Raw genomic sequence first — 23,618 nt, forward strand, 5'->3', positions numbered from 1 at the left:
TCCTGCCCGATGGCGGGCAAGGAGGGCAAGCGAGGACGCCGGGAGGAACGAGCGGCGTCGGAGCGCCGACCGTCGGCACCGGACGAGAGCAGCCTTGACGCAAGCGGGCGAGCGGGCGACTCCCGCCCCGAGCCGAAGGGCCGCGCCGGTGCCGAAAGGAAGAAGCGAGGACGCCGCGAGGAACGAACGGCGTCGGAGCGCCGACCGTCGGCACCGGGCCGAGCGGCCCGGAGGCGAGCGGGCGACAACACCGCCCCTCAGCGCGCGACGCGGGCCACCCAGGCGCTCGGGTCGTGGATCTCCTCCTTGGTCGGGAGGGTGTTCGGGGACGTCCAGACCCGGTTGAAGCCCTCCATCCCGACCTGCTCCACCACGCCCCGCACGAAGACCGCGCCGTCCTGGTACTGGCGGAGCTTGGCGTCCATGCCGAGCAGCCGGCGCAGCACCAGGTCGAGCCGGTTGGCGCCGCGGTCCCGGCGCTGCTGGAACTTCTCCCGGATCTCGGCCACGCTGGGCACCACGGCCGGGCCCACGCCGTCCATCACCACGTCCGCGTGGCCCTCCAGCAGCGACATCACGGCCGTCAGCCGGCCGAGGATCTCCCGCTGGGAGGGCGACTGGACGATCTCCAGCAGGCCGGTCGAGCTCGCCGTCCCGCCCCGGCCGCCGAGGCCCGGCAGGCCGCCGCCGAGCGTGCCGGCCGCGTCCCGCAGCCGGTCCAGCAGCGCGCCCGGGTCGACGTCCGTCTCGGCCAGGAACGACTGCACCTCGGACTGGATGTGGTCGCGCAGCCACGGCACCGCGGTGAACTGGGTGCGGTGGGTCTCCTCGTGCAGGCAGACCCAGAGCCGGAAGTCGGCCGGGTTGACGTCCAGCTCCCGCTCGACGTGCACGATGTTCGGCGCCACCAGCAGCAGTCGGCCCGGACCGGGGCCCTCGGGGCCCAGCCGGGGCTTGTCGAACAGCGCGGCCGGACTGTCCGGCGCCTCCAGCGAGGGCTCGGCCGGGGCGAACGTCTCGTACTGGCCCAGCACCTTGGTCGCCAGGAAGGCCAGCAGGGCGCCGACCTCGATGCCGGTGGCCTTCTCCCCCACCGCGCCGAAGACGCCGGCGGCGGTGCTGCCGGCCCGGCGGGCCTGGAGCTTCTCCACCAGGGGCTGGACCACGGTGCGGAAACCCGCGACGTTGGCCCGTACCCAGCCGGGGCGGTCCACGATCAGCACCGGGGTCGCGGCGGCCGCGCCGAGGCTGCTGGAGCGCATCCCGGTGAACGCCCTGACGTGCTCCTCCGCTTCCAGGGCGTGCCGGCGCAGCTCGCCGACCACGGACGCCGCCTCCGCGCGGCTCACCTCGGGCCCCGGCCGTACCAGCCTGGTCGCGGTCGCGACCGCGAGATTCCAGTCGACCATGTCAGCACCGCCGCTCGCGCTCGTCATGCCCTCACCGTACGTGCTCCGGCCCATCGGGGGGAGCCACGGGTGCCCACGTCCTGCCGGACGGCCACACGGAAGGACAACCGGATGGACAAGCGGACGGCGGGGCGCCGGGGAGCCGGCCGTGCGGAGCCGAACCCTCCGTCGGCACACGGGGATCGGCCCGGACGCCACCCGGCGGCCGGCTCAGTGGCAGCCGCAGCCGGCCAGCTTGGCCACCACACGGTCCATCGCGGCGCGGGCGGTGTCGGCGGACGCGGTGGTCTTCGTCATCAGGGCGAAGGTGAGCAGCCGGCCCTCGGCGTCCACCACCGCGCCGGCCAGGGTGTTGACGCCGCTCAGGCTGCCGGTCTTGGCGCGGACCAGGCCGGCCGCCTCGGCGGAGCCGGAACCGGCGCCGAAGCGCTTGCCGAGGGTGCCGGTGAAGCCGGCGATCGGCAGCCCGGTGAGGACCGGACGCAGCGTCGGGTGCTGGTCCGAGGCGGCCAGCGCGAGCAACTGGACCAGGACGGCCGGCGGGATCGCGTTGCCCGGGTACAGCCCGCTGCCGTCGCCCAGGACCACTCCGGTCATCGGCACGCCGAGCCGGGCGAGTTCCTGGGTGACGGCGGTGGCGGCACCCTCGAAGCTGGCCGGCTGGTGCGCGGCGAGCGCGGCCTGACGGGCGATCGCCTCGGCGAGGGTGTTGTCGGAGGTGGTCAGCAGTCGCTCGACCAGTCGGGCGACGGTCGGCGAGTCCACCCGGCCGAGGACCGGCGCGGTGGCGGCCGCGGGCGCGACGGCGGGCTTGGCCTTGCCGTCGACGGTGACGCCCTGGGCCTTCAGCAGGGCGGCGAAGGCGTCGGCGGCCTGGGAGGCCGGGTCGGCCACCCGGGCCGGCGCGTCCTCGCGGCTCTTCGGGTCGACCTTGCCCTCGTCCACCATCAGCGGGGTGACCAGCGCGATGTTGGCGGCGTCGTGGTTCTTGTGCTGCGGGTTGCCCGCGTAGAGCGAGAGGTCGTAGTCCAGCTTGACCGTCGTGGTGCCGGCGGCCTTGAGGGCGGCGGCGGTCTGCCGGGCCAGCGCGTCCAGCGAGGCGGGAGCGGTGTCGGCGTCGGCGGGCAGGCCGCCGATCTGCACCTGGTCGGGGGACAGCGCGGTGAGGGTCGGATCACCACCACCCACGAGGGTGATCTCGCCGGGGTTCGCACCCTTGACGACCCGGGTGGTCAACCGCGTGTCGGCCGGGATCAGCGAGAGCGCCGCGACGGTGGTCGCCAGCTTGGTGGTGGAGGCCGGTGTGGCGGGGGTGTTCTCCCCCGAGCCGTAGAGGAGTTGGCCACCGGCGGCGTCCGCGACGGCGAAGCTGACGGTGCCCAGGTTCCGGTCGCCGAGCGCGGCGGCGAGCGCCTGCTGGAGTCCCTGGGAGGTGGGCAGGGCGGCGGCCGGTCCGGCCTCGGCCGAGGCCAGGACAGCCCCCGCGGGCGGGGCCGGGCGTCCGGCGGCCGGGCTAGCGGGCGGGCCGGCGGGTGTGCCGGAGGGCGCGGTGGGGGGCGTGCTGGAGGGCGTGGTGCCGGTCCCGGGGGCGGCCTGGCCGACCGGCCCGCCGGTGCCCGTCGGCTCCGCGTCGCCGGCCCGGTTCCTGGCCGGCTCGGCGCCCCTGCCGCGGTCGTCCCCCCGGCCGTCGCCGCGGCCGTCGTCCCGGCCGTCGCCCCGGCCACCGCCCTTGCCGTCGTGCTTCCCGTCCTCGCCGTGGCCCGCACTGTGCCCACCGGGCGAGGGGGAGGGCTGGGCGTAGGCGCCGCCGCCCGAGGTCAGGACCGTGCCGGCGACCAGCAGGGCCGCCCCGAACAGCCCCGCGGCCGTCCCCCTGCGGCGGTCTCCCGCCCCGACCCCTGCTCCCACCGACCGGCCCCTTTCCTGAGCACCCGCTCCCGTAGGAGACACTTGGATTCTGTCAGTCCCTACCTTGGAGGAACCGTTGGAGTTCGACGTCCTTATCGAAATCCCTAAGGGCTCGCGCAACAAGTACGAGGTCGACCACGAGAGTGGCCGTCTTCGTCTTGACCGGATGCTGTTCACCTCGACCCGGTACCCGGCCGACTACGGCTACGTCGAGGGCACCCTGGCGGACGACGGCGACCCGCTGGACGCCCTGGTCATCCTTGAGGAGCCGACCTTCCCCGGTTGCCTGATCAAGTGCCGCGTCATCGGCATGTTCAAGATGACGGACGAGGCCGGCGGCGACGACAAGCTGCTCTGCGTCCCGGCGACCGACCCCCGCTGGGAGCACCTGCAGGACATCCACCACGTGTCGGAGTTCGACCGTCTGGAGATCCAGCACTTCTTCGAGGTCTACAAGGACCTGGAGCCCGGCAAGTCCGTCGAGGGCGCCAACTGGGTCGGCCGCGCCGAGGCCGAGGCCGAGGTCACCGCGTCGATCAAGCGACTGGCGGAGCAGGGCGGTCACTGAGCCCTCGTACCGATCTCGTTCTCAGGGCAGTTCGAGGTAGGTCGGGGCAGTCGAAGGCCGGGGTGCGCGGAGTTGTCCGCGCGCCCCGGCCTTCGCCGTTCCCGGAGCCGCTCCGCGGCCCCGGACCCGCCCCGGACCCGGACCCGCCCCCCGCCGTTCCGGGCCGGATTTTCCCGACACCCTGTCGGCATGATGGTGACTTAGGTTAGGCTAACCAAAAAGTCGGGGCCGATTCCGATCTCTGGAGGCCGCATGCCCACGCCCGAGCAGCCCGTCCCGTTCTCCACCGTGCTCCGCACCGCCAGCAGCGAGGAGCACGAGGCCGCGGAGCAGTCGTCATTCATGAGCCACCTCCTGGGAGGGCGGCTCGGGATAGACGCCTACACCGACCTCACGGGTCAGCTCTGGTACGTCTACCGGGCCCTGGAGGGCCGGTCCGCCGAGCTGGCGGACCACCCGGTGGCCGGACCGTTCATCGACCGGGCCCTGCTGCGCACCGCCGCCATCGAGCGCGACCTGGAGCACCTGCGCGGGCCCGGCTGGCGCGAGGGGCTGGCGCCGCTGCCCGCCACCGCCGCCTATGTGGCCCGGGTGGAGGAGCTGGCGGCCGAGTGGCCGGCCGGGTACATCGCGCACCACTACACCCGCTACCTGGGCGACCTGTCGGGCGGTCAGATCATCCGCGGCATCGCCGAGAAGACCTGGGGCTTCGAGCGCAAGGGCGACGGCGTGCGGTTCTACGTCTTCGAGGAGGTCGACAACCCGGCCGCCTTCAAGCGCGACTACCGGGCCAAGCTGGACGCCGCCGGGCTCGCGCTGGACGACATCGAGCGCCGCCGGGTGGTCGAGGAGTGCAAGCGCGCGTTCGTGCTCAACGGCGCGATCTTCCGTGACCTGGACGGCCGTTACCCGCTCAGCGCCTGACCGCGGCGGCGCTGGAACGTTCCTTCAAGGGGACGTTCCCGCCCTGACAGCGCGCCACGAGGCACCGAGCCCCCGCGAGCAACCGCTCGCGGGGGCCCGGTGCCTCGTGGCGTCGGATCAGGCCTGCGCGGCGCCGCGGCGGCGGCGGACCAGCACCGTGGTGCTGCCGCCGAGCAGCAGCAGACCGGCCGCGGTGGCCAGCAGCGGCACCACCGGGGTGTCCGCGCCGGTGGAGGCCAGCGAGGCGCCGCCACCGGTGGTCAGCGTGGCACCACCGGCCGTGCCCGCGCCGCCGCCGGAGCCGCTGCCCGTGCCGGCGTTGACGCCGGTGCCGGTGCCGGTGCCCGCCGCCGGGCCGGTCGGCAGTTGGGCGCCCTTGTCGAAGGCGAGCGCGATGGCGACCGGGTCGAGCACCTCGCCCGCCGGGTAGCTGCCGAACGCGGGCACGCCCTCCGCGGTCAGGGTGGCCGGGACGCCGGAGAGCGTCACCACGCCGTTGACCGGGGCGAAGCTCGCCCCGGAGAGGTCCAGCTTGGCGATCCGGACACCGGAGAGCGCGGTGTCGCCCTTCCCGTCCCGGGACTTCGCGTTGACGTCGGCGGTCAGGTAGGCGCCGTCCTTGTCGATCTTCAGGCCGAACTTGGCGAGGGTGGTGTCCAGCTGGTAGCCGCCGCCCTCCGGGTGGCCGAGGAAGCGGACCGAGCCGTTGAAGCCGGCCGACACCGCGTGCGTCGCGGTGTCGTAGCTGCCGGTGCCGCCGCCGAAGCGGTAGTCCGCGGCGCCGCCGCCGAACTCCACCTTGCCGTTGGCCATCGTCGTCAGGTACGTGCGGAAGCTCTCCTTGACCGACCAGTCCAGGGTGGCGTTCACGACGGCGAGTTCGCCGTTGCCGCTCGGCTTGGCGGTGGCGGACGGCGTACCGGTGGCCGACGGGCTGCCGGTCGCGGAGGGCGAACCGGTCGCCGAGGGCGAACCGGTCGCCGAGGGCGAGGCCGAGGAGGAGGCGGACGGCGAACCGGAGGCACTCGGCGACTGCGTCGCCGACGGGGAGCCGGTGGCGCTCGGCGACTGCGTCGCGGAGGGCGAACCGGTCGCCGAGGGCGACGCGGTCGCGGACGGCGAGGCGGTGGCGCTCGGCGACTGCGTGGCCGACGGCGTGGCGGTCGGCGACGGCGTGGCCGGGCTCTGCTTCAGCAGCAGCGCCAGCGGGTCCATCGCCGTCCCGCCCTGGTAGAAGCCGGCGAACGCCTTGGACCCCTGCTCGGTGAGCGTGGCCGCCGTCGGCACGCCCGTGGTGGTGTCCCGGCCGACGGTGAACGTCACCAGCGGCACGTCGTCCCGGCGGGTGACCTCGGTGGCGCCCATCGACTCCTTGGAGGCGGTGTCGGCGGTCAGCGTGCCGGTCGTGCCGGAGGTGGAGATCTTCAGGTCGCTCAGGCCGACGTCCAGCGCGCCGTGGTGGGCGGTGAACCGGACGCCGCCGGTGAAGGCCGAGGTGAGCGAGTGCGTGGTGAGGTCGTAGGTCGCGCTCGCCAGACCGAAGTGGAAGCTGCCGTCCGCGTTGGTGGTGGCGCCGCCGGTCAGCTCCACGCCGCCCTGGCCGACCGGCCCGGTGACGTAGCCGCGGAAGCTGGCCTTGACCCCCCAGTCCAGCGCACCGGTGTCGTACGTGACGCCGCCGGGCCCGCCCGCGCCGAAGGCCAGGGCGGGGGCTCCGAAGGCGGTCAGGCCGAGACCCGCCGTGGCGGCGGCGAGGGCGGCCAGCCGGGTGCGGTTACGACGGCCGGCGGGCGTGGCGGAACTGCGGGACATGGTGGGACTCCGTTCGGTGAGCGAGGGAAGGGGACCGACGTCAGGCCGCGTCGGTGGGGGTGGCACGGCGCCTGCGCCGGGTGAGCACGACGGCGGTGGCGGCCAGCGCGACCGCCAGCAGGCCGCCGGCCACCGCCACCGCCGGGACGCCGTCCGAGGAGGAGGACGACGCGGCGACGGGCGCGGCGGAGGGCGCCGTGGTGGGGCTCGGGCCGGGCGCGACCGGCGCGGCGCTGCCGATGTCGGGCAGCGGGGGGAGCGCGGCGGCCGGGTCCAGGGCGACGGCGAAGCTCAGCGGGTCCATCTCGGTGCCCGCCGGGTAGAGGTTGCCGAAGGCCTTGGCGCCCGCCTCGGTGAGCCTGAGCGGGAGTTCGACGGCCTTCAGTAGGCCCGCCTCGGGCTTCAGTGCGGCCGCGTCGAAGGCGGCCAGCTCGACCCCGGTCAGCGCCTGCGAACCGCCGTCCGGCGTCCGGCCGGAGACGTCCGCGACCAGCCGGCCCTGACCGTCGGTCACCGTCACCCCCGGGTTGGCGAGGGTGAGGTCGAGCCCGTAGGCACCGCCGCCGGACATGCCGGTGAACCGGACGCTGCCGCCGAAGGAGGCGGTGAGGGTGCCGGCCCCCGGGTCGTACCCGCCCTTGGCCGGGGTCCAGCGGAAGAACGCGCCGCCGTCCGCCGCGCCGCCGCCGAGCTCCCAGCGGCCCTTGGCGATCGCGCCGGTGACGTAGTCGCGGAAGGTCCGGCGCACGCCCCAGTCGAGCGCGCCGTCGGCGAACTCGGTCCGGGCCGGGGCCCCGGCGGCGGGCGGCGTCGGGGCGGCCGACGGCTGCTCCGGCGTCGCGGCCGGCCGGGTGGTGGGCACGGTGGTCGGCGTGGACGCCGCCGCGGTCGGCGACGGGGCCGCCGGGGCCGGCTGCGCCGCCGGCAGGTTGACCGAGAGGCTGACCGGGTCCAGCGCCGTCCCGGCGGTGTAGAAGTTGCCGAAGGCCTTCGCCCCGGCATCGGTCAGCGTCGCGGGCACGTTGCTGAGCGCCAGGGTGCCGGCCGCGCCGCGCAGGTCCACCCCGGCCAGCGAGAGGTCGGCCAGCTTCGCCTGGCTCACGCTGCTGACCTGGCCGGTGTCCTTGGCCTTGCTGCTGACGTCCGCGTACAGCCCGGCACCGCCGCCGGCGGCGGCCCGGAAGGTCAGCCGGCCGATGCTCAGATCGAGGGCGTTGCCGCCGTTCTCCTGGTGCCCGGTGAACCGGACCCCGCCGGAGAACGCGGCGCTCAGCGCGCCGGTCGCCGGGTCGTACGCACCGGTGGCCGAGTGGAACCGGAAGGTGCTCCCGGCGACCGTGGCGGCGCCCCCGGTCAGTGCCCAGTTCCCCTTGGCGATCGGGCCGGTGACGTACGTCAGGAAGGACTGTTTGATCCCCCAGTCCAGCCGGCCGCCGGACACCTTGCCCTCCGCCGCCACCGCCTGGGCCGGCAGCAGCGCCACCGTCAGGAGAGCGGCGAGGGTGGCCACCAGAGTGGCGGCCAGGCGACGGAGCCGTCTGGGCAGGGGCACGGCGGATCACTCCTCGGCACAACGGGGGGAGAGGTCGGCGCAGCAGCGACCCCCTTGCGAAACTCAGGTAAGGCTAACCTAATATATGAGTCAAGAGTCCCGCCGGCCACCCCGGCCCTCCGCCGTCGGCGGCGACAACTCCCAGCGAAGGGAAGCATGTTGAGCAGCGGCACGATCCGAACCCGAGGAGCCCGCGGCCCTCTCCTGCTGCTGGTGGCCCTCGGTCTGCTGCTCGCGCTGACCGCCTGCGGCTCGGGCACCGGCGCCGGCGGAGCCGCCGCCAAGGCCGCCGCCCCACGTGCCCCGGACGCCGTGGAGCCCTTGCCCGGGGAGCCCGCGCCCCGACTGCCGGCCACCACCGCCTCCGCCGACGGCCACCAGGTCACCGTGACCAGCACCGACCGGATCATCCCGCTCAACGGGAGCCTCGCCGAGATCGTGTTCAGTCTCGGCCTCGGCCCCAAGGTGGTCGCCCGGGACGTCTCCACCACCTTCCAGCAGGCCGCCGCGCTGCCGGTGATCACCCAGGCGCACGACGTCTCCGCCGAGGGCGTGCTCTCGCTGCACCCGACCGTCGTCCTCGCCGACCGCTCCACCGGCCCGGCCGAGGCGATCGCCCAGATCCGCGCGGCCGGCGTCCCGTTGATCGTCCTGGACGACGCCAAGCAGCTCGCCGACATCGGCCCCCGGATCGACACCCTCGCCGCCGGCCTCGGCGTCCCCGACGCCGGCCGGCAGCTGAAGGAGCGCACCGGGCAGCGGATCACCGAGGCGCGGGCCGCGCTGCCCACCGCCGACCGCCACCCCAAGGTCGCCTTCCTCTACCTGCGCGGCAGCGCCTCCGTCTTCCTCCTGGGCGGCCCGGCCTCCGGCGCCACCTCGCTGATCGAGGCCGTCGGCGGTGAGGACGCCGGCAAGACCGCCGGACTCACCGGCGACTTCACCCCGCTCACCAGCGAGGCCCTGGTCAAGGCGGCGCCCGACGCGATCCTGGTGATGAGCAAGGGCCTGGACTCGGTCGGCGGCGTGGACGGCCTGCTCAAGCTGCCCGGCGTCGCCCAGACCCCGGCCGGCCTGGACCGCCGGGTCGTCTCGATCGAGGACGGCCAGCTGCTCAGCTACGGCCCGCGCACCCCGCAGGTGCTCCGCGAGATCGCCGACCAGCTCTACCCGGCGGCCGCCAAGTGACCACCGCCGTACGGAAGAAGACCCTCGCGCTGCCCGGCGCGCGGCGCACCGCGGTGATCACCGCCGGCCTGGCCGCCGCCCTGCTGCTCTGCGCCCTGCTCGCGGCCGGGACCGGCGCCTACCGCATCCCGCTCGGCGACATCCTCGCCTCCTTCGCCCACCGGCTCGGCCTCGGCGGGCACGCGCTGGACCGGGTCCCCGAGTCGGTGCTCTGGAACGTCCGCCTCCCCCGGGTGGTGCTCGCGCTGCTGGTCGGCGGCTCGCTCGGCTGCGCGGGCGCGCTGATGCAGGGCGTGTTCGGCAACCCGCTGGCCGAGCCCGCCGTGATCGGCGTCTCCTCCGGCGGCGCGGTCGGCGCGGTCGGCTGCATCGTGCTCGGCCTGGACGCCCTCGGCACCTGGACCATCACCGCCTTCGCCTTCGTCACCGGTCTGCTGACGGTCTTCGCGGTGTACGCGATGTCCCGCTCCGGCGGCCGCACCGAGGTGGTCACGCTGATCCTCACCGGCGTCGCGGTGAACGCCTTCTGCGGAGCGCTGATCGGCCTCTTCCTGTTCACCGCCGACTCCGCCGCGATCAGCCAGGTCACCTTCTGGCAGCTCGGCTCGCTCTCCCAGGCCACCTGGGGCAAGGTGCTGGCCGTCCTGCCGTTCGCACTCGTCGGCCTGGCCCTCGCCCCCCGATACGCACGCCAGTTGGACCTGCTGGCGCTCGGCGAGCGGCCGGCCCGCCACCTCGGTGTGGACGTCGAGCGGATGCGCCTGGTGCTGATCACCCTGGTCGCCCTGCTGACCGCCGCCGCCGTCGCGGTCAGCGGCATCATCGGCTTCGTCGGCCTGGTCGTCCCGCACCTGCTGCGGATGGTGGCCGGACCGGGCCACCGGTTCCTGCTGCCCGCCTCCGCCCTCGGCGGCGCGCTCGTGCTGGTCGCCGGCGACCTCGCCGCCCGCACCCTGGCCGCGCCCGCCGAACTGCCGCTCGGTGTCCTCACCGCGCTGATCGGCAGCCCGTTCTTCTTCTGGCTGCTGCGTCGCACCAGGACCAAGCAGGGAGGCTGGGCATGAGGCTGCGGACCCGACCCGAGGTGCCCGGACACCCCGCCGCAGGCACCGAGCTGCTCACCGCCGGGGCCGTCCGGCTGACGGTCGGCGGGCGCGAGCTGCTGGCCGGCGCGGACGTCCGGGTGGCGGCCGGCGAGGTGGTCGCCCTGCTCGGGCCGAACGGCGCCGGCAAGTCCACCCTGCTCTCCGTGCTGGCCGGCGACCTCGCGCCGACCGCCGGCGAGGTCCGGCTGCTCGACCGCCCGCTGGCCGGCTACCGGCCCGCCGAACTCGCCCGGCACCGCGCGCTGCTGCCGCAGTCGGCCGCCCTCTCCTTCCCGTTCCCCGCGGCCGAGGTGGTCCGGATGGGCCGCGCCCCCTGGGCCGGTACGGCGGCCGCCGCCGAGGACGACGCGGTGGTCGCCGAGGCGATGGCCGCGACCGAGTGCGCCGCCTTCGCCGGGCGCCCGTTCACCGCGCTCTCCGGCGGCGAGCGGGCCCGGGTGGCGCTGGCCCGGGTGCTGGCCCAGCGGACCGCGCTGCTGCTGCTCGACGAGCCCACCGCCGCCCTCGACCTGCGCCACCAGGAGCTGGTGCTGCGGGTCGCCCGGGCCCGGGCCGCCGCCGGGGACGGCGTGGTGGTCGTGCTGCACGACCTCTCGCTGGCGGCGGCCTACGCGGACCGGGTGGTGCTGCTGACCGCCGGTGCGACGGTCGCGGACGGGCCGGTGGCCGAGGTGCTGCGGGCGCCACTGCTCAGCGAGGTCTACGGACACCCGGTCGAGGTGCTGGCGCACCCGCGCACGGGCGTCCCGCTGATCCTGCCGGAGCGCGACCGCTGAGCCCCGGCAGGACGCCGGGGCCGGCCGGGCCGTGCCGGGGCGTGCCGGGGCGTGCCGGGGCGTGCCGGGAGCCCGGACGTACGGCGGGCAGGAGGCCTGACCGGCGGCGCGCGACGCCGGTCAGGCCTCGTCGTCGAGCCGGAAACCGACCTTCAGACCGACCTGGTAGTGCTTGATCCGGCCGTCCGCGAGATGGCCCCGGACCTGCGTCACCTCGAACCAGTCGAGGTTGCGCAGCGTCCGGGAGGCCCGCTCCACCCCGTTGCGGATGGCGGCGTCGATGCTCTCGGTCGAGGACCCGACGATCTCGGTCACCCGGTACACGTGCTCGCTCATGACGGACTCCCTCAGCTCTGCGACGGCCCCCGTCCACCGTGCACCGCCCCCGGTCGGTCCGCACTCCGGCACCCGCCGGGCGGGCCTCAGAAGGCCGCCCGTACCTCGCCCACCGGCACCCCGCCACCGAGCAGCGGCGCGGCCGCGATCCGCTCGACCGTGCCGTCCGCCGTCGTCACACCGAGCCGGCGCAGCGCGGCCGCCAGGACCGGCCCGCGGGCCCGCTCGGCACCGTCGTCGATCTTGAAGGCGAGCGCCCGGCCGTCCGGCAGCGCCACGACCTGTACGGCCTCGGCGCCCATCTTGGACAGCGCGCCCGGCACCGCCCGCATCAGCCAGGTGTCGGGCCGGCGGGTGCCGGCCACGTACTCGGGGTGCGCGCGCATGGCGTCGGCCACCCGGCGCTGCGGCGTACCCGGCTCGGCGCGCAGCAGCGCCCGGTAGCCGCGGGCCAGGCCGGTCAGGCTGACGGCCAGCAGCGGCGCGCCGCAGCCGTCCACCCCGGCGTGCGCCGCCGGCTCGCCGGTGGCCTCCTCCAGGGCCTCGCGGGCGAGCAGCTGGACGGGGTGCGCCGGGTCCAGGTAGGTCTCCGTGGGCCAGCCGTTGGCGACGCAGGCGGCCAGCCAGCCGGCGTGCTTGCCGGAGCAGTCCATCAGGATCGGCGCGCGCTCGCCGCCGGCCTTCAGGTACAGCTCGGCCTCGGTCTCGTCGAGCGGCAGGTCCGCCGGGGTCCGCAGGGCCGACTCGTCCAGCCCGGCGGCGCCCAGGATCCGTCGTACGCCGTCCCGGTGAAACGTTTCGGCGGAGTGGCTGGAGGCCGCCAGCGCCAGCAGCTCGCCCTCGATCGCCAGGCCCGCCCGCAGGGTGGCCACCGCCTGGAACGGCTTGGCGCACGACCGCGGGAAGACCGGCGCGTCGGGGCTGCCCAGCGCGAACTCCACCGAGCCGTCGGCGGCGAGCAGGACCAACGACCCGTGGTGCCGGCCCTCGGTGAAGCCGGAGCGTATGACCTCGGCGAGCACGGGCAGGGCGACGGAGTGGGACATGGCGGAAGCCTTCCGGGGTGAGGGTGGGCCGGGGGCGAGCCGGACCGCCCGCCCGCCCCGGACACCTCACCCGGTCAGAGCGGGCCGCCCGTGAGCAGGTCGTCGACCCGCGCTTCCCCATCACGGTACCTGCGGGTGATCTCGGCGCTGCAGCCGTCCGCCGTCCGCAGCAGCAGTTGCCGGCGGCCGGACACCTCGCGCTCGTGCGCCCGCAGCAGCTCCAGCGCCGCCAGCAGCTCCTCGGGCGGATGCGCGGCCAGGTCGGCCAGTTGGACGTCACCCATCAGGGCGTCGGCCTCCAGCTGGGACTGCTGGCCCCGGGGCGGCCCCAGGGTGACGTGCCGGGCGGACCGGCGCACCGTCGACGGCGCGTCGGTGAGGATGGCCGGCAACCGGTCCAGCAGGGCGCCGCCCGCCGGGCTCTCACCCCCCGCCGCCACCCGGAGCGCGCCCGGCCGGCGGTCGAGCTCGGCCCGCAGGATGTCCATCCGCCCGTGCAGCAGGCGCCGCAGGTAGGAGAGGTCCGCCTCCTGCTCCAAGGTCTCCCGGCGCAGGGTCCGCAGCTGATCCAGGCCCAACCCCTCCAGATCGGGCCAACCGTCCGTACCCGCCGCCGGGCCGGAGGGGCCCCCCGCCGGCTCCGGCTCCTCGGGCATCCGCCCCGACCGGTCCCGTGCCGCGCTGCTCGCGTCCATCAACCAACCACCTGCCGTCGTCCGATCCCGCCCGCTCGCGGCACCCCGTCGCCTGCCGCCGGTCCGACCCGTCCCCCGGCGGGCCGTCGCGCGTACCCACCGCGCACACCCGTCCGATGGCACGCGCGACCGCCCCCGAAGGTTCCCGCCGTCCGCCGGTGCCACCCCACGGGGCGACACCACCAGAACGCCTGACCTACCGACTCGACCGCCCGGCCGAACGGGCCCGGCGCGGCGGACCTCTGGCGCCCCGGACCCTCGTACCGTCCCCCAGCGTGCCACCCCGCCCACCGCCGGTGCACCGCCCGTGCACCCGAACGGCCCCCTGGCGAACGGGGGTGGCTGATATGACCGGGGCTTTTCGCAGCAGGAGCGGCACCACCGGTCACACAGGCGCACACCACCCGGCGCGCACCGACCACATACACGCCCCCCAGGGGGCCGCGAAGGCGCGCGGCCGGCTCCGGCACAATGGCCGCATGCGAGCAGTGGTGCAGCGAGTGACCGAGGCCAGCGTGACGGTGGCCGGCGAGACCGTCGGCGCGATCGAGGGGCCCGGACTCTGCGTCCTGGTCGGCGTCACCCACGAGGACACCCCCGCCAAGGCGGCCCAGCTGGCCCGCAAGCTCTGGACGCTGCGGCTGCTGGAGGCGCCCTCCCCGGCGGCCGACGGGGAGGGCGAGCAGGGCGGCGACGGGAACGCCGTCGAGCTGTCCTGCTCGGACCTCGGCGCACCACTCCTGGTGATCAGCCAGTTCACCCTCTACGGGGACGCCCGCAAGGGCCGCCGCCCCACCTGGAACGCGGCCGCCCCCGGCCCGGTCGCCGAGCCGCTGGTGGACGAGGTGGTCACCCAACTGCGCGCGCTGGGCGCCAAGGTCGAGACCGGCCGGTTCGGCGCGGACATGCGGGTCGCCCTGGTGAACGACGGACCGTTCACCGTCCTGGTCGAGGTCTGACCCGGCGGCCGGTCCGGCCCGCCCCGCCTACTGCGGGACGATCACGTCCTGCGTTCCCGGCACCGTCCCGGCCAGCAGCACCGCGTCCACCGGGACGTTCCGCTTGACGATCGCCAGCGCGATCGGCCCCAGCTCGTGGTGGCGCGCCGAGGAGGTCACGAAGCCCAGCGCCCGGCCGTCCGGGTCCGCGGCGAGCCGGACCTCCGTGCCGTGCGGGGGCAGCACCTCCTCGGTGCCGTCCAGGTGCAGGAAGACCAGCCGGCGCGGCGGCCGCCCCAGGTTGTGCACCCGGGCGACGGTCTCCTGCCCCCGGTAGCAGCCCTTCTGCAGGTGGACGGCGGTGGTCAGCCAGTCCACCTCGTGCGGGATGGTCCGGTGGTCGGTCTCGAACCCGAGCCGGGGCCGGTGGCCCTCGATCCGCAGCGCCTCGTACGCCCAGATCCCGGCCGCCGGGCCGTACCCCCCGGTCAGCGTCTCCAGCTCGGCCCGCGGCAGGAAGAGGTCCCGCCCGTACGACAGCTCGCGCACCGCCGAGGCGCCGTCCGCCGAGGCGGTGGAGCCGGCCGGCAGGTGGACCACCGCGTAGTCGGCGGTCGCGTCGGCGACCTCCACCCGGTAGAAGAACTTCATGCTCTCCAGGTAGCCGACCAGCGCCTGCTGGGTGCCCGGCTCGACGTGCGCCCAGGTGGTGGTGCCGTCGTCGACCAGGTAGAGGGCGTGCTCGACGTGTCCGTTCGCGGAGAGCACCAACGCCTCGGTGGCCTGCTGGACGGGCAGCTCGCTGACGTGCTGGGTGAGCAGCAGGTGCAGCCAGGCCAGCCGGTCGGAGCCCGTGACGGTGACGACGCCCCGGTGCGAGAGGTCCACGAAGCCCGTACCCCGGGCGAGGTCGCGTTGCTCGCGGAAGATGTCGCCGTAGTGGGCGGCCACGCCCTCGTCGGTTCCCTCGGCGGGGACGGCACCGGGCAGCGCAAGCAGCGGGCTCTTCATACCGGCCAGCTTACGACCGGTCCTCGGCGAGCTTGGCGCTGCAGTCGGCGCAGCGGCCGAAGATGGCGAAATGCTTGAGATCGGTGTCGAAACCGTGCTGCTCGCGCAGGCTGTCGATCAACGGCCGGGCGATCTCGGTCCCGGTCTCGGTGACCTTCTCGCAGTCCCGGCAGACCAGGTGCAGATGGTGGTGACGGCCGGCCAGGTGGTACGTCGGGGCGCCGTGGCCGAGGTGCGCGTGCGACACCAGGCCGAGCTCCTCCAGCAGCTCCAGGGTCCGGTAGACGGTGGAGATGTTGATGCCGCTGGCCGTCCGGCGGACGTGGCCGAGGATGTCGTCGGGCGTCGCGTGGTCGAGCGCGTCGACCGCCTCCAGCACGAGCTGGCGCTGGGGCGTGAGGCGGTAGCCGCGCTCACGCAGGTCGGCCTTCCAGTCGCCGGAGAGCTGCCAGTCGGTGGTGCCGGTGTCCGCCACGGTGCTGTCCCTGCCAAGGTCGGGGGTCCTGCCGCAAGTGTAGGGACCGGCCCCCGACCGGTCCCCACCCCATGCGCGGTGAGCCGGGCGCGACGACGGCCGCGCCCGACGGAAGGCCGCGCCCGGCGGGAGGCCGGGCTCAGCGGGAGGCTGCGCTCAGCGGAAGAACGCGATGCCGTCGTCCGGCAGGTCGTTGATGTCCTTGATCAACTGAGCCGGGCTGAGCACCTTCTTCAGCTGCGCCGACATGTACGGGCGCAGCGGCACGTTCGGGGCGGCCTTCTCGCCGACCCAGAGCAGCTCCTCGTTGACGAAGCCGAAGAGACGCTTGCCGCCCGAGTACTCCGGCGAGCCCTCGATGCGGGCCACCGCGTCGGTGGAGACGTCGATCTGCGGCTTGCCGTCGGCCAGCTCGCCGTACCAGATCTCCACGGTGCCGTCGTCGCGGACGGAGGAGATCTCGATGCCGCGGGCACCGCTGGTGCCGTGCTGGTTGCTGGTGATGCGCCAGAACGCGTGCTCGTTCTCCAGCGGGCGGATCTTCTCGCCCTCGCTGTCCAGCACCCAGGTGCGGGAGCGGAACTCCAGGAAGGGCCGGCCGTCGTGCCGGAAGATGATCTCCTGGCCGAAGTTGCACTTCTCCGCGCCGGCGGCCTCCTCAGCGGGCAGCGGCGCGTAGACGCCCGCGCCCTCCCAGGTGCCGAGGAGGAAGGCGAGCGGGACGACGTCCTGGTGGAGGTCAGAGGGGATTTCGATCATGTTCCTGGTCGCTGTCGTCGACGATGTGGGGCAGCTTCAACCGTACGGCAGCCGACTCAGCGCTGGCCCTGGTACAGCTTCATCACCGAGAAGATGGCGAACCAGGTGATCAGCACGGCCATGAGGGCCAGCAGACCGTCGAAGAAGATTTCCAGACCGGACACGGGGGGCTCCCAGGGCGGCGACAGTGTGGTGGATTTTGCTGGCGCTCACTCTATCCGCCGGGTGACGACGGGTCTCGGTGAGCCCCACCACGTCGGCATTTCGCCGGGATCTAGGGTGGCGGCATGTCGTCCAACGCATCGTCCAACGCATCGCCGAACGCGTCTCCGAACGCGTCTCCGAACGCGTCTCCGAACGCGTCTCCGAACGCGAAGAAGCTCGTCATCAAGGTCACCGCCGGGGCGGACGCGCCGGAGCGCTGCTCGCAGGCCTTCACGGTGGCGGCGGTGGCCGTCGCCAGTGGGGTCGAGGTCTCACTCTGGCTGACCGGCGAGTCGTCCTGGTTCGCCCTGCCGGGGCGGGCGGCGGAGTTCGAGCTGCCGCACGCGGCGCCGCTGCCGGACCTGCTGGAGTCAATCCTGGCGGCCGGCACCGTCACCCTCTGCACCCAGTGCGCCGTCCGGCGCGGGATCGAGCAGAAGGACACCGTCGAGGGTGTCCGGATCGCGGGCGCGCAGGTCTTCGTCAGCGAGATCATGGCCGACGGCGTGCAGGCCCTCGTCTACTAGCCGCTGCCCGGCCCCGGGGGCCGCTTCGGACCGTCGTCCCGGTCGGGGCGGTCCCGGTCGTGTCCGGGGTCGTCCCAGTGCGGGTCGTCCCACCGCGGGTCGTTCCACCAGTCGTCCTCCGGGTCCCGCTTGTTGGCGAAGACCGCGGCGGCCGGGGGGATGACCATCGCGAACAGGCACATGCCGATCGCGGCCGGGACGGACCAGAACCGGACGACGCCCCAGGCCAGGACGAACAGCCCCAGGCAGACGCCCATCATGGCGAAGTAGTAGCGATGCCGCCGGCTTCCCTGCACGCCTCCACGGTACGACCGAGGGCCCCCGCGGAAGCGGGGGCCCTCGGTGTCGGATCCGGCCGATCGCGTCGGATCCGGCGCGTCAGAGCGCTCAGACCGCGATGGCGACCTCGGTCAGGTTGCCCTGGGAGGCGACCACCTGGCGGTCCACGGTCTGGCCCGGGACCAGCGCGCGCAGGGTCCACTTGCCCGGACGGGCGAAGAACCGGAACTGGCCGGTCGCCGAGGTGGGCACCTCGGCCGTGAACTCGCCGCCCTCGTCGAGCAGTCGGACGTAGCCGTTGACCGGCTCGCCGTCTCGGGTCACGGAACCCTGGATGATCGTCTCGTTCGCCACGTCAACTCCTGCCAGGTCCGGGCCGCCGGCCTTCGCACCGCACATGTCTTGTCTCCTTCTGACTTACGGGTTGAGCCGGTGGCTCAGTTGCCGAGCTCGATCGGCACGCCGACCAGGCTGCCGTACTCGGTCCACGAGCCGTCGTAGTTCTTGACGTTCTCCTGGCCGAGCAGCTCGTGCAGCACGAACCAGGTGAGCGCGGAGCGCTCACCGATGCGGCAGTAGGCGATGGTGTCCTTCGCCAGGTCGATGCCCTCGGCCTCGTACAGGGCCTTGAGCTCGTCGTCGCTCTTGAAGGTGCCGTCGTCGTTGGCGTTCTTCGCCCACGGGATGTTGCGGGCGCTCGGCACGTGGCCGGGACGCTGCGACTGCTCCTGCGGGAGGTGGGCCGGGGCGAGCAGCTTGCCGGAGAACTCGTCGGGCGAGCGGACGTCGACCAGGTTGAGGTTGCCGATCGCGGCGAGCACGTCGTCGCGGAAGGCGCGGATCGAGGAGTCGACGGCCTGCGCCCGGTACTCGGTCGCGGCGCGGGCCGGCACCTCGGAGACCAGGTCGCGGGAGTCCAGCTCCCACTTCTTGCGGCCGCCGTCCAGCAGGCGGACATCGCCGTGGCCGTACAGCTTGAAGTACCAGTAGGCGTACGAGGCGAACCAGTTGTTGTTGCCGCCGTAGAGGACGACGATGTCGTCGTTGGCGATGCCCTTGGCGCTGAGCAGCGCCTCGAAGCCGGCCTGGTCGATGAAGTCGCGGCGGACCGGGTCCTGGAGGTCGGACTTCCAGTCGATCCGGACGGCGTTGCGGATGTGGTTCTTGTCGTAGGCGGAGGTGTCCTCGTCGACCTCGACGATGACAACCTTCGGGTCGTCCAGGCGGGCCTGGACCCAGTCGGCGTCGACCAGGACGTCGCTGCGGCTCATGGTGATGTTCTCCATCCGAGGGCGGTTTGCGGAAGGTGCTGCTGCGGGGTGCTCTTCGACGGCCGTTCCGAATCGATGTCCGAATAATGGGACGAACGAGGATGGCGCGCTGTTCCGAGCGGAGGTCTGCGGTGTGCAGCGGGGACGGCCGGCATCAGATACCGGGCCAGGTCACCGGGAGAATCGGCTGCGGGCAGGAACTGCCCTGCAAAGACGCCGAGTTAGCGCATTCGACACAGACAGGCGGCCACGCGGCACAGGTCTACCGCCCGCCGCTTCGTGAGGTCCGTCTGTCGCTTCATGCCGACGATGCTAGGGACACGGGGTGCCCGCTGTCACCAGCGTATCGAATGGTGAGACCAGATTGCTCATATAGCGAGATTTGACGATCTCATGGTGGGTGGGAACCGGCCAACGGCCGTCGAGAGCTCCCCACCGGGACCCCGAGGAGGGGAAAGCACACCGCTCCGCGGTCGGCGCTGGACAGCGCGTCTCGCGGAGCGGAACAGGCGGGGGCAGCCGCGATGCGGGGCGCCGGGCACGGCGCCGGTGGACCGCCCCCGGACCCCCGGCACCGGGGATCAGCCGATCAGGGTCACCCCGTCGCCCTGGAAGGACAGCTGGAGGCCCTCCTCCTGCGGCGTCACCCCGGACAGCTTCAGCCCGGCCGGCACCTGGTCGAGGGTGAAACTGACCGGATCGACCTTCTGGTCGGTCAGGCCTGCCAGCATCGCGGCCACCCCGCTGAGCTGGAACCCGTCCGCCGTGACGGTGTTGCCCTGGCTGTGCACCGAACCCTCACCGACCGCGAGCGGGCCCAGCGCCGCCTTGATCTTCCCCGGACCGCCGTACGACAGGCTCAGCCGGGTGTTGGCACCCACCGGCAGCCGGCCGGCGCTGGGCACCATCTGGGACGCGGGCGGCAGCAGCTGGGCGAGGTCCGGGTAGGAGATCAGGCCGCTGCCGCTGCCCTTGGCCACCCTGGCGCTCGTCAGGCTGTTGCTCACCGCGACGCCGGACAGCCGGGCCTTGAAGGAGTGCAGCGCCACCTGGTGGGTGCCGTCACCGACGGTCAGCCCGTCGGCCGAGATCCGGAGGTCGCCCACCTCCTTCGACAGCAGGTCGGTGAGGAACGGGACGTCGCCGATCGACACGTCCGGCCGCTGGCTCATCCGGCCGCTCTTCACCAGCTGCTCGGCGACCTGGTCCTCGGCCAGGCCCACGGCGATCCGGTCGGCGCCCACCAGGAGGCCGGAAAGCACCACCAGGCCGATCGTCGTCTTCAGCCAACCGCGCATCGCTCTCCCCCGTCGTCGCCTGCCGCTGTGGTCGTACGCGTCGTGCTCTTGCCCGGTCCTCATCGGTCCTCATCGGTCCTCATCGGTCCCGTCCGTTCCGGGCCCCGCGCGTGCCCCGACCGGGCGTCCAGCACCGGGACCGCGCTCGCACGACCGTACGACGCCCCGCCCCCGGGCATGGTTCCGGGGCGGGGCGTCGCGGGGGTGCCGCCGGAACTCAGCCGGCCAGCAGCCGGGTGGCGATCCAGATCAGCGGCGAAGCCACCGCCAGCGGCAGGGCCACGCCCGCCGTCATGTGCACGAAACGGGACGGGAAGTCGTACGCCGCGACCCGGCGGCCGACCAGCGCGCCCAGGCCCGCCAGGGCGCCCAGCGCCAACGGGGCGCCGACGACCAGGCCGAACACCACGGCCGCCAGCAGGCCGAGCGCCGGGCCCACCTGCTTCGGGCCGGGCAGCGGCGCGGCGGCCAGGACGGTGGCCAGCGCGACCGCGCCGACCGCCGCCGGCACCCAGTCCGCCAGCAGCAGCGCGGTGCAGAGCACCGTCACCACGGTGGCCGAGCCGAGCACCGTGAGCGCGTAGAACCGCTCCTTCGGATCGGAGGGCCGGAACGTCTGGAGCACCAGGACGAGCAGGAAGAACCCGCCCAGGGTGCCGACGACGGCCGCCGCCCCGCCGTCGGAGTCGGCCAGCAGCACCGCCGCGTCGGCGGTGAGACCGGCCAGGGCGGCCAGCGCGATGCCCTGGCGGGCCGGCCACATGCCGTTCAGCCGGAACCAGCCGGCCGCCGTCAGCACCTGGAGCAGCGCGACGACCAGTGCCAGCGCCGGCTGTCCGATCGCCGCCGCGCCGGCCAGCAGCGCGGCCGCACCCGCGGTGATCAGGGCGGGCCGCAGGCCCGGGTCGATGATCGGCGAGCCGGTCCGGACAGGCGCGGCGGGAACGGGCGCGGGCTGCGCCGGGACGGCGCCGCGCGGCCGGCCGGCGCGGCGGCGGCCGGTGGGGGCGCCGGGCGGGCCGGGCGGTGTCGGACGCTTGAGCGTCATGGTCGGCGAATCGAGGCCCGGCGCCGGGGCAGGTGCCGGGGCGGGCCTTCCGGCGGGCGGCGCGGTCGGCATCGCCCCCGACACCACCACCGGCGGGAGCAGGGTGGTCGCCGCGTCGTCCATCGGCGGGACCGGCGGGAGCAGGGTGGTCGCCGCGTCGTCCACGGGTGGCTGCCCGTAGGACTGCTGCCCGTACGGCTGCGGCTGCTGCGGGTACTGCCCGTACGGCTGCGGCTGGGGCTGCGGCCGCTGTTGCCCGTACGGCTGCTGTCCGTACGGCTGGGGCTGCTGCGGGTGCTGTCCGTACGGCTGCTGCGGCGGCTGGTTCGCCGGGCGGTCGCCGTACGGCGACCGCCCCCCAGGCGCGCCGAGCGGCGGTTGGCCCTCCGGCTGACCCGGAGCGCGGCCCGCGGGAGGGGCGTACGGCCGGGCCAGCTGCTCCTGCTGCGGATACTGCTCCGGCGCGTACCCCTGCTGAGGGGCGTACGGGTGCTGGGGCTGCGCCGACTGCTGCTGCGGCTGCTGCGGCTGCTGCGGCTGCTGCGGCTGCTGCGGCTGCTGCCAGCCGCCCGGGCCGGCGCCCTGCGGGCCACCGTTCACGTTGTTCGGGTCCGTCACGCCGCTCACCCTCCCGCGAACGGCGGGAGCACCTCGACCGTGCCGCCCTGGCTCAGGGACACCCTCGCGTGGTCGCGGCCGCCGACGGGAGAACCGTCGACCAGGTAGGAGCAGTGGCCGAGCAACCGGACGAGCTTCGGCCGGTCGGCGTGCCGTGCCTTGGCCGCCACCAGCGCCTCCGCCAGGGTCGCCGCCTCGTACGGCTCCTCGGCCAGCCCGGCCTCCGACTTCGCCGCCGCCCAGTAGCGGATCGTCCCGCTCACCCGAGCGGCGCTCGCTGGCTCGGTGGTCGCGCCCATGGCAACCCCTTCTCGTCGTCCTCGCCCGGGCCCGGTGCCCCGGGCGGGTCCCCACCGGGGCGGCCGAACACCACTCGAAAGAGGTACGCGTACGGTGCCGCCGATGTGCGTCCCATGATGGCGTGTTCGCCGACGCGACCGGCAATCGCCCTGGCCGCACCCGTCCCGGCACCCGGCGCGAAGCTGTGGCCGGGCTCACTCCGGGAGCGTCCGGTTTGGCCGAACCGCCGCTTTCGAGCCCTCCCGGCGCGGGAGCGGGTCGGCTATCCTCGACCCCTGAGGGATCCGGGCAGAGTCGCCCCCGGATCCTTTTGTGCTTTCAGGACGCCAGTACGGACGTTCTTGCGAATCGTCGGCCCACCCCCGGCGCGGAGCAGGAACCGCCCCGCCCTTCACGGCACAACGACGTGCCGGGACCCGGGTCGGGGTGTCGGAACCCGGCTCCGGGCCGCCGCCCGGTACGGGACAGACCGGAAGGTTCACGGGATGAGCAGGGCAGAAACGGTGCATCAGGGGTTGCGGGACCTCCGACGCGCGCTCCGTTCCGCCGTGCGCGCCGGCGAGTCCTCCGGCGAACGCCTGGTCTCCTCCCTCACGTCGCCCGCCGCACCCCCGCCCGGGGCCCGCCGCGCGCGACACCTTCTTGCACGTGCGCCATCCGGCTGTGGCGGCAGCCGTAACGCGACCGCGACGACCCGGAAAGGGGACTACCGGGTATGAGTTCTCTGCTCCTCCTCACCAACGCGCTGCAACCCTCCGCGGAGGTACTGCCGGCCCTCGGCCTGCTCCTCCACAACGTCCGGGTGGCGCCCGCCGAGGGCTCCGCCCTGGTGGACACCCCCAGCGCCGACGTCATCCTGGTCGACGGCCGACGGGACCTGCCGCAGATCCGCAGCCTCTGCCAGCTGCTGCGCTCCACCGGCATCGGCTCGCCACTGATCCTGGTGGTCACCGAGGGCGGCCTGGCCGCCGTCACCGCCGAGTGGGGCATCGACGACGTCCTGCTGGACACCGCCGGCCCCGCCGAGGTCGAGGCCCGGCTGCGGCTCGCCCTCGGCCGCCTCCAGGTCTCCACCGACGAGAGCCCGATGGAGATCCGCAACGGCGACCTCTCGGTCGACGAGGCCACCTACTCCGCCAAGCTCAAGGGGCGGGTGCTCGACCTCACCTTCAAGGAGTTCGAGCTGCTCAAGTACCTCGCGCAGCACCCCGGCCGGGTCTTCACCCGCGCGCAGCTGCTGCAGGAGGTCTGGGGCTACGACTACTTCGGCGGCACCCGGACGGTCGACGTCCACGTGCGACGGCTGCGCGCCAAGCTCGGCGTCGAGAACGAGCAGCTGATCGGCACCGTGCGCAACGTCGGCTACCGCTTCGTCGTCCCGGAGAAGCCGGACAAGGGCGAGCGGCCGGACCTCGCCCAGCGCTCCTCGGCCCCGCTGGAGGCCTGACCGCGGGCCGGGCGGCCAGTACCCGCCCGGCCTGTCCGCATTCGCCCCGCGCTGTCCTGCGGTTACCCCGATCGCGCCGAGGTCCCACTGCCCCGGCGGACGCCACACGCGTAGACTCCCCCC

25 protein-coding genes are annotated in these 23,618 nt (G+C 74.3%); 8 read left to right on the forward strand and 17 right to left on the reverse strand.

Annotation, left to right across the window (positions count from 1 at the left end):
• Positions 1-257: 257 nt before the first annotated feature.
• Together ACIQTO_RS35380 and dacB are read right to left on the reverse strand one after the other, a co-directional pair.
• The gene (locus ACIQTO_RS35380) at positions 258-1,436 is read right to left on the reverse strand and encodes a zinc-dependent metalloprotease (protein WP_402397097.1); all 1,179 of its coding nucleotides are present in this window, start codon (positions 1,434-1,436) and stop codon (positions 258-260) included.
• 183 nt (positions 1,437-1,619) lie between these two features.
• Complete coding sequence (gene dacB, locus ACIQTO_RS35385) at positions 1,620-3,317, reverse strand: D-alanyl-D-alanine carboxypeptidase/D-alanyl-D-alanine-endopeptidase (protein ID WP_402397100.1); 1,698 nt, start codon at positions 3,315-3,317, stop codon at positions 1,620-1,622.
• A gap of 76 nt (positions 3,318-3,393) precedes the next feature.
• On the opposite strand from dacB, the gene ACIQTO_RS35390 reads away from it, so the two are divergent.
• Together ACIQTO_RS35390 and ACIQTO_RS35395 are read left to right on the forward strand one after the other, a co-directional pair.
• Positions 3,394-3,885: an inorganic diphosphatase gene (locus ACIQTO_RS35390; protein ID WP_329492202.1), complete on the forward strand. Its 492-nt coding sequence runs from the start codon at positions 3,394-3,396 to the stop codon at positions 3,883-3,885.
• A gap of 252 nt (positions 3,886-4,137) precedes the next feature.
• On the forward strand, positions 4,138-4,809 hold the full coding sequence (locus ACIQTO_RS35395) for a heme oxygenase (biliverdin-producing) (RefSeq protein ID WP_402397102.1): 672 nt from the start codon (positions 4,138-4,140) through the stop codon (positions 4,807-4,809).
• Positions 4,810-4,926: 117 nt separating this feature from the next.
• On the opposite strand, the gene ACIQTO_RS35400 is transcribed toward ACIQTO_RS35395, so the two are convergent.
• The gene (locus ACIQTO_RS35400; protein ID WP_402397104.1) at positions 4,927-6,621 is read right to left on the reverse strand and encodes an HtaA domain-containing protein; all 1,695 of its coding nucleotides are present in this window, start codon (positions 6,619-6,621) and stop codon (positions 4,927-4,929) included.
• 40 nt (positions 6,622-6,661) lie between these two features.
• A complete protein-coding gene (locus ACIQTO_RS35405) occupies positions 6,662-8,167 on the reverse strand; it encodes an HtaA domain-containing protein (RefSeq protein ID WP_402397203.1) in 1,506 nt (501 codons plus the stop codon).
• A 162-nt stretch (positions 8,168-8,329) separates the two neighbouring features.
• Between ACIQTO_RS35405 and ACIQTO_RS35410 the strand changes: the two genes are divergently transcribed.
• From ACIQTO_RS35410 to ACIQTO_RS35420, 3 genes are read left to right on the forward strand one after another with little or no spacing between them, the layout of a single operon-like run.
• Complete coding sequence (locus ACIQTO_RS35410; RefSeq protein WP_402397107.1) at positions 8,330-9,361, forward strand: hemin ABC transporter substrate-binding protein; 1,032 nt, start codon at positions 8,330-8,332, stop codon at positions 9,359-9,361.
• Entirely contained in the window at positions 9,358-10,425 is a 1,068-nt protein-coding gene (locus ACIQTO_RS35415) for a FecCD family ABC transporter permease (RefSeq protein WP_402397109.1), read from the forward strand. The genes ACIQTO_RS35410 and ACIQTO_RS35415 overlap by 4 nt, the downstream gene beginning before the upstream one ends.
• Entirely contained in the window at positions 10,422-11,243 is an 822-nt protein-coding gene (locus tag ACIQTO_RS35420; protein WP_402397111.1) for a heme ABC transporter ATP-binding protein, read from the forward strand. The genes ACIQTO_RS35415 and ACIQTO_RS35420 overlap by 4 nt, the downstream gene beginning before the upstream one ends.
• A 120-nt stretch (positions 11,244-11,363) precedes the next feature.
• On the opposite strand, the gene ACIQTO_RS35425 is transcribed toward ACIQTO_RS35420, so the two are convergent.
• The 3 genes from ACIQTO_RS35425 to ACIQTO_RS35435 all read right to left on the reverse strand — a co-directional run bounded on the left by ACIQTO_RS35425 (position 11,364) and on the right by ACIQTO_RS35435 (position 13,320).
• Positions 11,364-11,579 carry a dodecin gene (locus ACIQTO_RS35425; RefSeq protein ID WP_380575846.1) on the reverse strand — a complete coding sequence of 72 codons (216 nt, stop codon included), beginning with the start codon at positions 11,577-11,579 and terminating at the stop codon, positions 11,364-11,366.
• An 86-nt stretch (positions 11,580-11,665) separates the two neighbouring features.
• Positions 11,666-12,625 carry an asparaginase gene (locus tag ACIQTO_RS35430; RefSeq protein ID WP_402397114.1) on the reverse strand — a complete coding sequence of 320 codons (960 nt, stop codon included), beginning with the start codon at positions 12,623-12,625 and terminating at the stop codon, positions 11,666-11,668.
• 74 nt (positions 12,626-12,699) lie between these two features.
• On the reverse strand, positions 12,700-13,320 hold the full coding sequence (locus tag ACIQTO_RS35435; RefSeq protein ID WP_402397117.1) for an ABC transporter substrate-binding protein: 621 nt from the start codon (positions 13,318-13,320) through the stop codon (positions 12,700-12,702).
• 479 nt (positions 13,321-13,799) lie between these two features.
• Between ACIQTO_RS35435 and dtd the strand changes: the two genes are divergently transcribed.
• Positions 13,800-14,279 carry a D-aminoacyl-tRNA deacylase gene (gene dtd, locus ACIQTO_RS35440; RefSeq protein ID WP_402397119.1) on the forward strand — a complete coding sequence of 160 codons (480 nt, stop codon included), beginning with the start codon at positions 13,800-13,802 and terminating at the stop codon, positions 14,277-14,279.
• Between the two features lie 27 nt (positions 14,280-14,306).
• Here the strand turns inward: dtd and ACIQTO_RS35445 are convergent, their stop codons facing one another.
• The 3 genes from ACIQTO_RS35445 to ACIQTO_RS35455 all read right to left on the reverse strand — a co-directional run bounded on the left by ACIQTO_RS35445 (position 14,307) and on the right by ACIQTO_RS35455 (position 16,503).
• A complete protein-coding gene (locus ACIQTO_RS35445) occupies positions 14,307-15,269 on the reverse strand; it encodes a YgfZ/GcvT domain-containing protein (RefSeq protein ID WP_402397122.1) in 963 nt (320 codons plus the stop codon).
• A 10-nt stretch (positions 15,270-15,279) separates the two neighbouring features.
• Complete coding sequence (locus ACIQTO_RS35450; RefSeq protein WP_402397124.1) at positions 15,280-15,744, reverse strand: Fur family transcriptional regulator; 465 nt, start codon at positions 15,742-15,744, stop codon at positions 15,280-15,282.
• A 156-nt stretch (positions 15,745-15,900) separates the two neighbouring features.
• Complete coding sequence (locus tag ACIQTO_RS35455; protein ID WP_402397127.1) at positions 15,901-16,503, reverse strand: FABP family protein; 603 nt, start codon at positions 16,501-16,503, stop codon at positions 15,901-15,903.
• 287 nt (positions 16,504-16,790) lie between these two features.
• Between ACIQTO_RS35455 and ACIQTO_RS35460 the strand changes: the two genes are divergently transcribed.
• The gene (locus ACIQTO_RS35460) at positions 16,791-17,234 is read left to right on the forward strand and encodes a DsrE family protein (protein ID WP_402397129.1); all 444 of its coding nucleotides are present in this window, start codon (positions 16,791-16,793) and stop codon (positions 17,232-17,234) included.
• Here the strand turns inward: ACIQTO_RS35460 and ACIQTO_RS35465 are convergent.
• The 7 genes from ACIQTO_RS35465 to ACIQTO_RS35495 form a co-directional block, all read right to left on the reverse strand.
• The gene (locus ACIQTO_RS35465) at positions 17,231-17,530 is read right to left on the reverse strand and encodes a DUF3099 domain-containing protein (protein ID WP_402397131.1); all 300 of its coding nucleotides are present in this window, start codon (positions 17,528-17,530) and stop codon (positions 17,231-17,233) included. The two genes, ACIQTO_RS35460 and ACIQTO_RS35465, sit on opposite strands and share 4 nt — an antisense overlap.
• Positions 17,531-17,621: 91 nt before the next feature.
• Entirely contained in the window at positions 17,622-17,912 is a 291-nt protein-coding gene (locus tag ACIQTO_RS35470; protein ID WP_093861460.1) for a DUF1416 domain-containing protein, read from the reverse strand.
• A gap of 38 nt (positions 17,913-17,950) precedes the next feature.
• Positions 17,951-18,784 carry a sulfurtransferase gene (locus tag ACIQTO_RS35475; protein ID WP_402397133.1) on the reverse strand — a complete coding sequence of 278 codons (834 nt, stop codon included), beginning with the start codon at positions 18,782-18,784 and terminating at the stop codon, positions 17,951-17,953.
• A 221-nt stretch (positions 18,785-19,005) separates the two neighbouring features.
• Entirely contained in the window at positions 19,006-19,086 is an 81-nt protein-coding gene (locus ACIQTO_RS35480; RefSeq protein WP_350517234.1) for an Ms5788A family Cys-rich leader peptide, read from the reverse strand.
• Positions 19,087-19,365: 279 nt separating this feature from the next.
• A complete protein-coding gene (locus ACIQTO_RS35485) occupies positions 19,366-20,082 on the reverse strand; it encodes a DUF2993 domain-containing protein (protein ID WP_402397135.1) in 717 nt (238 codons plus the stop codon).
• 217 nt (positions 20,083-20,299) lie between these two features.
• A complete protein-coding gene (locus tag ACIQTO_RS35490; RefSeq protein ID WP_402397138.1) occupies positions 20,300-21,748 on the reverse strand; it encodes a hypothetical protein in 1,449 nt (482 codons plus the stop codon).
• A gap of 5 nt (positions 21,749-21,753) precedes the next feature.
• On the reverse strand, positions 21,754-22,047 hold the full coding sequence (locus ACIQTO_RS35495; RefSeq protein ID WP_402397140.1) for a MoaD/ThiS family protein: 294 nt from the start codon (positions 22,045-22,047) through the stop codon (positions 21,754-21,756).
• A gap of 716 nt (positions 22,048-22,763) precedes the next feature.
• Between ACIQTO_RS35495 and ACIQTO_RS35500 the strand changes: the two genes are divergently transcribed.
• Positions 22,764-23,495 carry a response regulator transcription factor gene (locus tag ACIQTO_RS35500; protein ID WP_402397143.1) on the forward strand — a complete coding sequence of 244 codons (732 nt, stop codon included), beginning with the start codon at positions 22,764-22,766 and terminating at the stop codon, positions 23,493-23,495.
• Positions 23,496-23,618: the final 123 nt, after the last annotated feature.

The sequence above is a fragment of the Kitasatospora sp. NPDC091207 genome (assembly GCF_044768625.1).
In the GTDB taxonomy this organism is placed as follows: domain Bacteria; phylum Actinomycetota; class Actinomycetes; order Streptomycetales; family Streptomycetaceae; genus Kitasatospora.

What these genes read in the sequence shown, in the direction of transcription:
- ACIQTO_RS35435 (WP_402397117.1), bottom strand. Translation starts at nt 13,320, where the DNA reads ATGGACGCGAGCAGCGCGGCACGGGACCGGTCGGGGCGGATGCCCGAG.
- ACIQTO_RS35500 (WP_402397143.1), top strand. Translation starts at nt 22,764, where the DNA reads ATGAGTTCTCTGCTCCTCCTCACCAACGCGCTGCAACCCTCCGCGGAG.
- ACIQTO_RS35445 (WP_402397122.1), bottom strand. Translation starts at nt 15,269, where the DNA reads ATGAAGAGCCCGCTGCTTGCGCTGCCCGGTGCCGTCCCCGCCGAGGGA.
- ACIQTO_RS35475 (WP_402397133.1), bottom strand. Translation starts at nt 18,784, where the DNA reads ATGAGCCGCAGCGACGTCCTGGTCGACGCCGACTGGGTCCAGGCCCGC.
- ACIQTO_RS35425 (WP_380575846.1), bottom strand. Translation starts at nt 11,579, where the DNA reads ATGAGCGAGCACGTGTACCGGGTGACCGAGATCGTCGGGTCCTCGACC.
- ACIQTO_RS35420 (WP_402397111.1), top strand. Translation starts at nt 10,422, where the DNA reads ATGAGGCTGCGGACCCGACCCGAGGTGCCCGGACACCCCGCCGCAGGC.
- ACIQTO_RS35470 (WP_093861460.1), bottom strand. Translation starts at nt 17,912, where the DNA reads ATGTGCGGTGCGAAGGCCGGCGGCCCGGACCTGGCAGGAGTTGACGTG.
- ACIQTO_RS35380 (WP_402397097.1), bottom strand. Translation starts at nt 1,436, where the DNA reads ATGACGAGCGCGAGCGGCGGTGCTGACATGGTCGACTGGAATCTCGCG.
- ACIQTO_RS35460 (WP_402397129.1), top strand. Translation starts at nt 16,791, where the DNA reads ATGTCGTCCAACGCATCGTCCAACGCATCGCCGAACGCGTCTCCGAAC.
- ACIQTO_RS35480 (WP_350517234.1), bottom strand. Translation starts at nt 19,086, where the DNA reads ATGAAGCGACAGACGGACCTCACGAAGCGGCGGGCGGTAGACCTGTGC.
- ACIQTO_RS35410 (WP_402397107.1), top strand. Translation starts at nt 8,330, where the DNA reads ATGTTGAGCAGCGGCACGATCCGAACCCGAGGAGCCCGCGGCCCTCTC.
- ACIQTO_RS35400 (WP_402397104.1), bottom strand. Translation starts at nt 6,621, where the DNA reads ATGTCCCGCAGTTCCGCCACGCCCGCCGGCCGTCGTAACCGCACCCGG.
- ACIQTO_RS35430 (WP_402397114.1), bottom strand. Translation starts at nt 12,625, where the DNA reads ATGTCCCACTCCGTCGCCCTGCCCGTGCTCGCCGAGGTCATACGCTCC.
- ACIQTO_RS35485 (WP_402397135.1), bottom strand. Translation starts at nt 20,082, where the DNA reads ATGCGCGGTTGGCTGAAGACGACGATCGGCCTGGTGGTGCTTTCCGGC.
- ACIQTO_RS35395 (WP_402397102.1), top strand. Translation starts at nt 4,138, where the DNA reads ATGCCCACGCCCGAGCAGCCCGTCCCGTTCTCCACCGTGCTCCGCACC.
- ACIQTO_RS35455 (WP_402397127.1), bottom strand. Translation starts at nt 16,503, where the DNA reads ATGATCGAAATCCCCTCTGACCTCCACCAGGACGTCGTCCCGCTCGCC.
- dtd (WP_402397119.1), top strand. Translation starts at nt 13,800, where the DNA reads ATGCGAGCAGTGGTGCAGCGAGTGACCGAGGCCAGCGTGACGGTGGCC.
- ACIQTO_RS35495 (WP_402397140.1), bottom strand. Translation starts at nt 22,047, where the DNA reads ATGGGCGCGACCACCGAGCCAGCGAGCGCCGCTCGGGTGAGCGGGACG.